This window comes from Vibrio sp. B1ASS3 (genome assembly GCF_905175355.1).
Taxonomy (GTDB): domain Bacteria; phylum Pseudomonadota; class Gammaproteobacteria; order Enterobacterales; family Vibrionaceae; genus Vibrio; species Vibrio owensii.
Genome location: NZ_HG992742.1, coordinates 2,195,453 through 2,207,364 on the forward strand (window position 1 = coordinate 2,195,453; position 11,912 = coordinate 2,207,364).

General features: G+C 44.6%; 9 protein-coding genes. 4 read left to right on the forward strand and 5 right to left on the reverse strand.

The features are described from left to right. Positions 1-178: 178 nt before the first annotated feature. Complete coding sequence (locus KJB05_RS10150) at positions 179-946, reverse strand: mechanosensitive ion channel family protein (RefSeq protein WP_244142982.1); 768 nt, start codon at positions 944-946, stop codon at positions 179-181. Positions 947-1,183: 237 nt separating this feature from the next. Continuing rightward, positions 1,184-2,482 (reverse strand): amidohydrolase family protein, encoded by a 1,299-nt coding sequence (locus tag KJB05_RS10155; RefSeq protein ID WP_208446355.1) that lies wholly within the window; start codon positions 2,480-2,482, stop codon positions 1,184-1,186. A 195-nt stretch (positions 2,483-2,677) separates the two neighbouring features. Here KJB05_RS10155 and KJB05_RS10160 point away from each other — a divergent pair, with 195 nt between their 5' ends. Further along, the gene (locus KJB05_RS10160) at positions 2,678-3,646 is read left to right on the forward strand and encodes a helix-turn-helix domain-containing protein (RefSeq protein ID WP_208446354.1); all 969 of its coding nucleotides are present in this window, start codon (positions 2,678-2,680) and stop codon (positions 3,644-3,646) included. A 34-nt stretch (positions 3,647-3,680) separates the two neighbouring features. Continuing rightward, positions 3,681-5,504 carry an FUSC family protein gene (locus KJB05_RS10165; RefSeq protein ID WP_208446353.1) on the forward strand — a complete coding sequence of 608 codons (1,824 nt, stop codon included), beginning with the start codon at positions 3,681-3,683 and terminating at the stop codon, positions 5,502-5,504. A 124-nt stretch (positions 5,505-5,628) separates the two neighbouring features. On the opposite strand, the gene KJB05_RS10170 is transcribed toward KJB05_RS10165, so the two are convergent. The 3 genes from KJB05_RS10170 to KJB05_RS10180 are packed head-to-tail and all read right to left on the reverse strand — an operon-like array spanning position 5,629 to position 8,937. Then, a complete protein-coding gene (locus KJB05_RS10170; protein WP_208446352.1) occupies positions 5,629-6,612 on the reverse strand; it encodes a DUF2955 domain-containing protein in 984 nt (327 codons plus the stop codon). A 12-nt stretch (positions 6,613-6,624) separates the two neighbouring features. After that, positions 6,625-7,764 (reverse strand): HlyD family secretion protein, encoded by a 1,140-nt coding sequence (locus tag KJB05_RS10175; protein ID WP_208446351.1) that lies wholly within the window; start codon positions 7,762-7,764, stop codon positions 6,625-6,627. Between the two features lie 36 nt (positions 7,765-7,800). After that, a complete protein-coding gene (locus KJB05_RS10180) occupies positions 7,801-8,937 on the reverse strand; it encodes an AI-2E family transporter (RefSeq protein ID WP_208446350.1) in 1,137 nt (378 codons plus the stop codon). A 340-nt stretch (positions 8,938-9,277) separates the two neighbouring features. Between KJB05_RS10180 and KJB05_RS10185 the strand changes: the two genes are divergently transcribed. Together KJB05_RS10185 and KJB05_RS10190 are read left to right on the forward strand one after the other, a co-directional pair. After that, positions 9,278-10,282: a helix-turn-helix domain-containing protein gene (locus KJB05_RS10185; RefSeq protein ID WP_244142981.1), complete on the forward strand. Its 1,005-nt coding sequence runs from the start codon at positions 9,278-9,280 to the stop codon at positions 10,280-10,282. A gap of 190 nt (positions 10,283-10,472) precedes the next feature. Then, positions 10,473-11,810 (forward strand): IS4 family transposase, encoded by a 1,338-nt coding sequence (locus KJB05_RS10190; protein WP_213053071.1) that lies wholly within the window; start codon positions 10,473-10,475, stop codon positions 11,808-11,810. Positions 11,811-11,912: the final 102 nt, after the last annotated feature.

Consider the following 11,912-nt stretch of genomic DNA (forward strand, 5'->3'; position numbering starts at 1 on the left):
TAACTGATTATTTTGTGACTCAGTTTCCAACAATCATCGAGTTAATAGTTAAGCTTTTAATAAAAAAAGCAAAGCTAATATATGCATGACAAATAAAACAAACAGTGCCATTCGGTAATAAATATAATATCGCTATGTATTAAATGAAAAGAAAAAGGAGCTGACGCTCCTTTTTTTGCTAGTTGTGGATGTGAACATCTCGTTGAGGGAATGGAATCGTGATGTCTTCTGAATCAAAGGCATCTTTCACTCGTTCATAAAGGCCAAAGTAAGCCGGCCAGTAGTTTTCTGAATCGACCCAAGCCCACACTAGCATACCGATGTGGCTGTCACCGTGTTGGCTCACATGCACAGTAGGCTCGGGCTCGTTGATGATCAGCTCGTAGTTCTCCATCACTTGCATGAGAACACGGCGGGCTTTATGGATATCGTCACCGTAGCTAATACCAAACTCAATATCGATACGGCGCTTCTCCTCACAAAATAGATTCTTCACCGTTCCGTTAGACAATGAGCCGTTGGGGATAATGATTTTTTGGTTATCATAAGTCAGCAGCACGGTCACAAAGATCTGGATATCAACAACCTTCCCCATGTGCCCTTGCGCTTCAATCACATCACCCACTTTAAATGGTTTGAAGAACAGAATTAACACACCACCCGCAAAGTTGGACAAGCTACCTTGAAGCGCCATACCAACGGCAAGGCCCGCAGCACCCAGCATCGCAATAAATGAGGTGGTTTCGACACCAATCATGGAAGCGGCAGAAATGATCAAAAGGATCTTTAAAATGACAGACGCCAAGGAAGAAAGAAAACCGCGTAAGCCGTGCTCTATCTTCATCTTTTCTAACGCGACTTCAATAGCACGACTGACTTTGCCTACAATCCACCAGCCCACGAACAGAACAAGTAAAGCCAAGATAAACTTTGGCCCAAATGTCAACAAAAGTTCCAAGCACTTCTCATACAATGTTTCTAAAGAAATGTTTTCCCACATGCGAGTCCCTCTTTAAATATCAAAAAAGAGGTACTTTGGTTCGACCAATCGGCCACTGCAACTGTCTCAAGGCAAGATTAAAAAAGACAATCACACTTTTCGTTTCCATAGGGCGTGTTTATGCTAGAAATGCCACCAAGCCCAAGTGCGTACTAAGCGTTTGTTGTTTTAACTTGTGATTACCTAAAGACTCGACTTCACAATATCGCCGTCTTTCATAATCAAAGCTAGGCTGCTGTCTGGCTTTGCCATGAGTGTGATGTCTTCCAATGGGTTACCATTAACGAGCAAGATATCGGCATACGCTCCCTCTTCTATTACACCTAACTTTCCATCTTGATATGGGCTTCGTAAGCCACTCATTGCAAGCAGTTGGCCATTGTCATGGGTCACCATTTTCAACACCTCGTAAGGCGTAAACCAATTAGCCATGTCTGCGACAAATTGACTCTGCAAATGTGCAGCTTCTGGCGCAAGTATGACATCTGTACCCCATGTAATTTTTACGCCGTGTTCTTTCGCAGCTTTGATCGCCCTATCCGTTCTTACGGCGAGCATTTTGTACTTCGCGTATGAGAATGACTTTTCTGGGTACGGATTATATTCTGGCAGGAACGGTTGAACATTCAGCCAAACATCGTTTTCCGCCATCATCTTAGCCGTTTCTTCACCGATCATTTGTCCGTGTTCTATCACCTTCACGCCCGCTTTTATTGCTCGTTGAACAGCTTTATCTGTATACGCGTGTGCACTAACATACGTACCGTAGTCCGCAGCCGCGCCTACTGCCGCCTGCATTTCTGGCAAAGTATATTGCGTGACATCGAGCGGATCATAACTTGACGCAACCCCGCCACCTGCGGAGATTTTAATGAACGACGCACCACGCATTAGGTTTTGTCTTACGACAATCAAAACTTCATCGACGCCATCAGCAACCCTTAAGTGACCTACGTCTTGCACATATTGATCTTCAAAGGTGACATTACTGCGCGTATCTGAATGTCCTGATGTTTGAGAGATCATCGCTCCGGATGCAACTATTCTTGGGCCGACATACAGCTTATCGTCAATAGTTTTAGCCAGTGAGAATGGATTACCCGCTAAATCTCGAACAGAGGTAAAGCCACGATTCAGCGTCTCTTCCGCTCGTTTTGCCGCAACCAATGCCGTGTACGCTAAATCCTTGTTCATCAAGTCTGGCATGGTTCCTTGAAACATAGTGTGAGTGTGGGCATCAATCATTCCCGGCATTAACGTTTTCCCTTTGCCGTGGATGACATTGATCCCTTCTTTGCTCTCGATGTTTTGTGCAACACGGACGATTTTATTGCTCTTCACGAGAACGTCATACTCAAGTAGAAGTTCAGGTGAATGTCCGGTAAAAACATTCACACCTTTGAACAACGTTATCTCTTGAGCAAAACTCTGAGCGCTCATTGCGCATGAAAGCAAAACACTTAGATTGACTAGCTTCGACATACGATAACCTTTTGCTAAATTGGTAATGAATTGGAGAAACAAGCCCGAACGGACCTGCTTGAATGATTAAATTATATTCAAGCATATGCCCTTTTTTATATCATTTAGTGCCAACTGCGTTCTGAGGCCTTCTTATTTAATAGCGGTCAGTTAATATGTTCATTGTCGGTTTTGAATTTGTTAAGGGGGAAACCATTGAAAGATCTTGCTATCAATAACAATGCTCACTTTCTCCCTTTTAAACAGTACTTTGAAGCTATTGAACTGGATTGGGAAACGTTGTCCAAAGCGCAAGGGATACACATCATCTCAGGCCGAACAACAATTGGCTGGGTATCCTCGATAGAAGTACTGCGTTTTCTCGAATATTTAGAAATGACGCGCCATTTACAGTGGGCTCATGAGGTAGCAAATCACTTTGATTTTGAAGCGGCATGGTTTGGGATTACTGACCGAGTAAAGTCATGCACAAATATCGTCGAAGTCGTCAGAGTTATTTTACAAGAGCATCCCAAAACGAGTACGCATGGGTACTTGTGGGTAGAGCAACGAGATGGTCGCACTCTCCTTTGTAATGCAAGTTCTACCAAAACCAACCCGATGTTGAATTGCCAGATAGAGCTTTATCGCGTGTTATTAATTCGAAATATATTTCGTCTGTATCTTGGCACGGATTGGCAACCTAACTTTGTATCACTTGCTTGTAAAACATCACCATTTGCTCAAGATGATGATTTATCTGCCGTTACCGAGCTCCACTCAGAAGTCAGTGCGATTGAAATTCCGCACTTTGATCTGCAAGAGTTGCATGAGCCTAGTTCTAACGATAAACAAACACCAATCGACATCGTGGAGAACCTTCTAGCTAGTTTAATTGGGTTTGAACGCTTAAGTATCGATTTAATCGCATCTCAGCTTGGCCTAAGTAGAAGAACGCTTCAACGCATGCTTAAACAGGATGGACGCTCATTCAAAGAACTGCGACGAAAAGCGAGTATTAGAAAAGCGGCCTACTTTCTTTATCACTACCCTGAGATGCCGAATGATGAAATCGTCCATCTCTGTGGCTACTCAGCGTATCCTAATTTTCATCGCGCATTTAAAGCAGAGATGAACATGACGCCTGCACAAGCAAGAACATCCAAAACGCTAATGCCTGATTAGTTTGCTGCGTTCGTAAATCAAGAGAACCCATTTTATGCCATTTTTAAACCAGTCTTTGTTGAAACTCGGTTTTGACAAGGGGCTATTTCGTTACGCCTTACGAACTACCTTTGCCGCAGCGACCGCTTTATTTGCCGCTTGGGTATTGGGGTTAGAACACCCACAGTGGGCCGCAATGAGCGTATGGACTGTTTCTCACCCTGCGCATTCCAAAGGGTCATTAGCTGAAAAGTCGTTTTATCGAATTCTAGGAACGTTTGTTGGTGCCACAATTGGCGTACTTATGGTCCAAATCGCACATGGCAACTCACTGGCTCTCGCTTTAGCGTTAACCCTTTGGCTAACAGTCTGTGCGGGAGGCGCGAACCTACTCAAAGGCTCGGTGTCTTATCTGATTTTGCTGAGCGGTTACACCGCCTCTCTGGTTGTCTTGCTCGACTCCACGCAAACCTCGGGGATCTTACTCCTTGGCGTCGATCGTTTTCTTACTGTATTGGTGGGAGTGTTACTTGCTACGATTATTGGATATTGGGGCAGTAAGACACTCCAAGAAGGCGTACTTTCTGTCAGAGTGAAGCAACTCACCCAGAGCACATTGACTGTGTTGTCATTTAAGCTTGCCGAGCAAGACGTAACTGAACGCGTGAGAGCGTTATTAAGTGAAGCCGCAGACATCGAAAGCACATTTGCAAGTTACGGCGCAGGTGCCATTCGATCAAAGCGTTCGGTACACACGCTCCGTGCCATCTTGTTAGCTAACGTTTCCCTTCTCACACGCTTTTATATTGGGGAATTACGTCTATCCAAAAGCAGTAAAAGTCGAACTTCAATGGCCTTGGAAGGGCTCATCGGTAAGCAACTTTCAATTGGTGATGAGATAGCAGCCATTGGTAGAATCTGTACTGAGCTGGAAGACCCCGAACTGATCGCTTCATTCCAAGCGTTACAACAGGCACTAACGCAACGACAAACCTATTACACCAAAAGCCGTAAGCTTGAATCGAGCTTCCAGTTTAATGTGTTTTTGCATCGAGACTGGACGAGCGCCTATCAAGCGATGTGTCGGACAGGATTTGTTTTGGCCGCAGTCAGTTTAATTTGGAGTCAAACTCAATCAAGTTGGTCAACGTTTTTGTTCCTCGGAACCTCAATCATTGTCACCCTGTTCTCGACGTTTGATGCACCGAGTAAAGTCACAAGAAAGATGCTTCTCTGGCAGGTATTAGGATTTGTGGCAAGCTTGACCACCCTCCAATACTTGACCGCATATTCTAACAGTGCTTTGCAAAATATTATTGTGATTAGCTTGATGATGGCGTGGGTAATAGTGCCACTTTCCTTTGCGCGTTCACATGCTGGTTCTATGGACTACGCCATGATGTTTTTAATGCTAACCAACGTGCACTTTCCGACTCATTTTGAGCTCAGCATTAATTTACCGATTGGCATGGCAGCGATTGGGGGTACGGTTATCGCGACACTCGCGTTTGCGTTGATCTTCCCATTCGATCGAATTAGGCAGTGTTTAAGAATGCGTTACGTATTAAAAAAGGATTTTTTACGCATCACTCACGCCGAGTGCAATACAAGCAAAGCCAAGTTAATCCACACCAAATCCTTATACCGCTTATTAAAGATAGTAAGAAACCGCACACAAATTGGGTCATACGATGCGGTAGAGGAAGCGATTTTGCTGACACGTTCAATACAAGTTGCCTTTGGCGCGCGCTTTATCAATCATCCACAATATAATGAAAAAACAAGCAACCCAGAGAGTTTTATCCTACTCCTGAGTAACACTATTGCTTCCAACCACCCTATCGATTTCAAAATAAGGGAACAGTTAGAACGACGCTAGCCCATCCTCAATGCTGAAGACATATTGTTTCGACTAAATATCGAATAAACTCCCCCCGACCCAAAGTCGTTCAGTAAACCGTATTCAAAACCGAGTGAACAAACGTTACTCGGCTTTTGTTTGGTTATTTCTCTGGCAGGAATTTATCGACTAACCACATCGCGATAAAGATATAAGACATTGAGAACGCTATCTGTAGCATTCGTAGGAGGATTTTTCCTTCAGCATCATTCATTAAAGGTCCGAACGATACGCCACATACAACGGTGAATGCTGTCATCGCGGTGATCACCGTTGCGTTACCCGTCAACATCTGGTTGGTTAAGTATGCATAACTCAACAGCAACCCCATCACCAAAAATGGAAAAAAAGGTGCGATAACAACCAACTCATAAAGCACCACAGCTAAAAGTCCACCCAAGATGTTCCCGATTATTGCTGCACGAATCATTGACGGGCCATTGCTGGAACTTGCCGCAAATTGGGTCACTTGCACTGCGAGGTATGTCAAAGTAAATGCCTCAATGCGATCAGTGATAAAAGCAAACATCACAAATGGCAGAACCACAATCGACAGTCGCAGCCATCGAAGCTTGGGGTCAAAGCTCTCCGCTGGCGATGGTGTGCTTTTATGTTCCTGCTCTGGTGGAATCACCATAAACATCGCCCAGCAGGCTAACAGTGCAATAAACAAGTTGTTTGGCAACCAAATTGGGAGCCCCCAAGCGACATCCGGGTTGACTTTGGCTTGCAAAGGAATAAGCAAAGCCCCCAGCAATGCCATAACGACGACTAGGATGTCTTTCTTCGTCACCAGCACGTAGTAGGAAAGCACAACCGCGATAAGCACAACCAAAAGATACACGGCAGGATAAGGTCTTAGTAACACAGACACAAACCATGCTGTTAACATGTAGACATAAGCCACCAGCACTAACGAAAAACCATAACCTTGAGAGGTCGGCTGCTTAGCTAATATAAACAGACTGGTGAACACCGCGCCGACAAAAGATAACGGCCAGTCGAAAAGTAAGCCAAATACAAAAACTAACCATGGCGTAAGAGTAACTCGCAGCCCATATCGGAATGTTGGGGAAAGCTTTGTCATATCACCTACCTGCTAGTAAATGTAACTCAACATGGCTGCGACTCGAATATACAACCCTCCTAAGAGATTCATGAACCCGTTATTGGATGCATAAATGATGACGTCAGCTTGCCCATTGAGAAACAACTTAATGTCATCATGGATATCGGCAGAGTGATGTTCCGAAAGTAAGATCCGCACAGGAAACCGTTGCGACTCCCTTAGCCATTTGTTTTTATTTTGAGGGTTCGGCAGACCATCTGCACCCAGGCTTTCGTGATAAACAGCAGAGACTACGCTCTCAATATGGCCTTTGAATACCTGTCCGGGATGCGTATCAAGAACGATATCAACCGGATCACCTTTTTGCACATGGCCCAAGTTATTTTCCGTCATATAGGCTTCTACCCAGATGTTGCCACCATCAACAAACGTCATCAGTGTTTTACCCGTTTGCGCCTGTGCGCCAGCGGCAACAGTAAGATTAACTACCCCTCCTCTTGCTGGTGCTCGAAGCTCAGTAAAGCTCAAATCGAGTTCTGCAGAAGCCAAATTAGATAATGCCGCTTTGATTCTTGGGTTTTCCAAACCTTCTCGCCCCAAATGCCGACGAGCGCGTTCCAGCTCTGCCTTCGCGACGTTAACAGCACTTTCTGCATCAGAAAGCGTCGCTCGTGCTTCGTCTGCACGAGCTTTAGGGATCAGCTTTTTACGTTCTAATTCAAACCACCGAGCTGATTGAATGTTGATGTTTTCCAGATCGGCAAGCGCCCTTGCAAGTTGAGCTTGAGCACGAGCGACATCAGCAGAACTGGCACCAGCTTCTTGAGTGGCGGTTTCTAACTCCGCTTGTTTTAATGCCACTGCAATTTCAAATTGGCGGGGATCAATACGAGCCAATAATGCACCAGCTTCTACCGCTTCAGACTCCTTGGCAGGAATCTCAATCACCGTTCCTGAAACCCTCGGAATGATTGGAGTGACGATCGCTTTTACTCTCGCGTTAGAAGTAAAAGGCGTGACCCTATCGGCAGCGACGTACCAAACGAACAGAATTAATGCGATAGCTGTAATTATTTTGATGAATTTATCCATGTAACCATGACCGATGAATGTTGAAGTACCGGCGCTTTCGGTGCGCTTTTCTAAGGTTTTATGGGAATAGAATGGCAAACCAGTGATCGTTGATCTGCCATCCTATAAGAGGAGTTAGCTTGTTGTTTGTGTGACTGAACTTGATTGGTCGGTTAGCACTGGGGTTTCAGGTTCATCTGTCTGAGCTTCGACCCATTTCATAAATACTTGATAGCCCGCAGCTAGGAATGCCGCGCCGATAAACATGCCAAGAATTCCGCCAGACATCATGCCGCCAATTGCACCGATAAGAACAATCGGCATTGGCACTTCTAGACCACGTCCCAAGATAAGCGGTTTCAGGAAGTTATCGACCAAGCTTGCGCCAAGAATCAAAACCGTAAAAATCGTATTATGCAGCGTTGAGTTATCCGTTCCAGACCACAGAAGCGCCACCGCAACAAGCGCGACCAAAGTCACAGGTAGCTGAACGATCGCAAACACCAAAGCAATCAAAGTAAACAGCGCTGCAGCGGGTACACCGGATAGTGCAACAGTGGCACCAAACGTCATTGCCGTCAGAAATGCAATACCGATAATACCGATTGCTACTTGTCTGATCGTTGCGGTTGTTAAAGCATGTAATTCCGGTCCACGCGCTTTACCTGAGAAGCTGATGAAGATCCTTTGAATCGAGTGAGTCGCGGGCTGAGACCAAGCCAACATGATCCCTGCAATAATAATTGCACCAATCAATAAGAAAACGCTTTTTGCTGCACCACTTGCCTTATCGCCAATCCAACTGAACAAAGTCTTAATCTGTGGCTGTCTTTTTTCGACAAAGCTAGGCAGGTTTTCTGATGCTTCGTTCCAAACATCATAAAGTTCTTCGCCAATAACTGGCCAATCTTGTACCGTTTCTGATGGTTTTGATACGACGAGGGTCCCCTCTTGATATGCCTCATAAGCGTCGAAGGTCTTAGTCGCAAAGGAGTTGCCAACCATCGCGGTAGGCCCGCCAAGTAAGAGTACACCGGCTAAAGCGATTAAAGTGGAGGTTCTCGCTGAGGTCCACTTCGTTTTTGCTTGTAGATACTGTTTGATTGGATATAGCGCAATGGCCAGTACTAGCGCCCAAAGTAAGATAGGTAAAAAAGGTAAAAACGCCCAACAACAGACAATAACAATAAATGCGATTACCGAGAATCGTATCAAAGATGCAGTCATCGCTTTTGACAATACATGCTCTAAATTTTCTTTCGGATTACTCAATGGATGTTCCTCGAAGTTAGAAGTTAGTTCTGAGCGCGACAAACCTCGATATAAAGCAGTGATACGTTCTGTTACTTCCCGTAAATCCAAATCATCATTAACCAAAATCATCGGGAAGCTGACGTCTTTCTCAGGACGTTTCTTACGTCATCACTTGTTGTCTTTAAATTTGGCGAATACTTATAACGTGCTAAAATTAAAGACTTATCGAGGTTTGTACTCAATCTCAATGTGTGGAGATTTTAGTCTTCAGAAAGAATGGCATTTACCATTTCACGCCAATTAATCGATAACGTGTCTTGGTATGTTTCTGTTCAAAACTTAAATGGAATGTTTGATCTTGAAGCGCAAAGAAAAAGTCACACCTCTTATTAAATCGGGCTACGCTAGATTACTTCTCGAATTGTTCCGCGAGTACGAGAAAGACCCTTTCTGGTTACTCGAGGAGTCGGGGCTTCCTGCTGATTTGTTCGATCTTGACCAAGAGTTTTTGCCGCATGCACCTTTCAAGAAATTGATCTATTTGGTTGGGAATCAACTAGGTATTACGCAATTTGGAGAACTAATCAGAACCGCAGTTCGACAACGAGCCATTCCTCGGATTATTGGTAAGTTCTCAGAGTGCAAATCGCTTCGTGATGCGTTAGAACATACTGAGCACGTTTATCACTACGAATCCACAACTGTAGATGTCGGGCTAGAAAGTAATCACGGTCGCTCTTGGTATTGGTGCCGTAGAGACTATGAGCAAAGCCAATCTTTTGTGTGGTCAGAAGTATGGAGCGTGATTTACTTCATTGAACTGATTCGAACAATGACCAACACGAATTGGACACCCAAGCAAATCAAAATTCAATCAGACGATCACCATTTGTATAAAGATATAATGGGTACCTCAACACAGTATTTTGTCGGTCATGAGAGAATCGAGCTCCTTATTGACGAAGAGATACTCAATCATCCAATAAAAATTAGCCGAACATCCTCAACGCCTAACCCACCTCTAATCACTTGGCATTCCAGCTTTACAGACAAGGTGTTTACTGCGCTATTGCCATACGCAAAAGAGCAAGATATTACGCTCGAATACGCAGCAGAGTTACTTAAACTTAGCCCACGAACACTTCAGAGGCGTTTGGGTGAAGAGAAAACAAACTTCCGCAAAATAAAGAACAACATTGTGTTTACTGTTGCTGTCGAAATGATGGAAAAAGATCTGCCGCTCACCCATATTGCGAGTCAGCTGGGCTTCGCAAACATCTCCCACTTCTCTCGCTCGTTCAAGCGTATGAGCGGCTTAACGCCTCAGATGTATCAAAAGACAATACTCAACTTCGATAAGTAGTAGTGAGGTGAATTGAGCGTGTACGAAAAGCACGAGAGCAAGGCGTTAGCCGATAGAGTGCAAAAAAGAAGTAACGTTCAGATACAACAAAGCCCGCTAAAAAAGCGCAATGTAGATCAGATAAGGATCGGTTGACCGATCCTTCTGCTGAGAGATAATCGGAAGCCTGTTTCTAGGCTTCCGATTTTTTATGTCTATCCAAAACTGTTTTGCCGATTTCCTCGAAGAAAATCCTGTTGATGTAGCTCAACTCACTACTTTCTCTGAACATATTCCAGATGAATGGATTGTTAAGGCAGCTAGTCTTTCTGATAAGGCGACTATTCGCCGACGTCGGCTACCAAGTGACATGGTCTTGTGGTTAATTGTCGGCATGGCCTTCTTCCGTAATGAACCTATTGCCGAAGTTGCACGAAGAATGAATGTCTGTGCGGATGGCTTAGCTGATGAAGAGTTATTAGCAAAAAGTGCTTTAACTCAGGCAAGACAACGTTTAGGTAGAGCTGCACCAGAGTGGTTGTTTAAACAATGTGGGCGGACGTGGGGTCTTGAACGATACCGTGATGATACGTGGCAAGGATTACAAGTTTTTGCTGTAGACGGTGCTCTTTTTCGAACCGCAGATACCCCCGAACTTAGAGAGCACTTTGGCTCGGGTAATACCTCCAGCAACAGACAGACACCGCATCCAGTGCTAAGAGTTGTGACTATCATGAATGTCCGCTCTCATGTCATCGTTGACGCCGCTATAAGCCCCTATCGGCGTGGTGAAATCCCGCTTGCTATGCCCTTCATCGACTCCTTGCCAGATAACTCTGTGACGTTACTGGATAAAGGGTTTTACGGTGCAGACTTACTTCTCTCTCTTCAAAATAGCGGTATCAATAGGCATTGGTTGATACCAGCAAGGAAGGGGCTGAAATACACACTTCTAGATGAAGAAGAAAGTAATGACATGCTCATAGAAATGAAAGTCTCTCCGCAAGCTCGCAAAAAGAACCCTAGCTTACCTGAGAAATGGCAAGTCAGAGCGGTGACCTACGAAGTACAAGGTAAGCAGAAAACCGTTTTTACCTCCCTTCCTAGAACAAACTACGACGCGAAGGCAGTAGCCAAACTCTACCACGAGCGTTGGGAAATCGAATTGGGTTATCGTGATATCAAAAGCTCAATGCAACACAATACCTTAGTATTACGCAGCAAAACAGTAGACCTTGTTTATCAAGAACTCTGGGGGCTGTTGCTTGGTTATAACTTAGTAAGACGTGAAGCGAGTCAGGCCGCGGTTGAGCATGGAAGAATGCCGAATGAAATTAGCTTTAAATATGCTTGTCAGTTTATAGCGAGCCAACTGAAGGTGATGAGTAAAGCGATATCGCCAGGCAATACACCTAAGCGTTTAAAGAGTCTCAGGGGAGATTTATCCATCCTCTTTATAGACAAACGCCCTAAGCCTAATCGGCCTAGGGCGGTAAAAATGTCAAAGACTCGCTACCCAGTTAATCGCAAAGCAACTCCGCTTAAGTGAACTACATTGCCGAAAACTCGGGGCTTTGCGTTTGTCCACGAGGAACTAAATTTGGTGGGTCCGACCAGATTCGAACTGGTGACCCCTACCATGTCAAGGTAG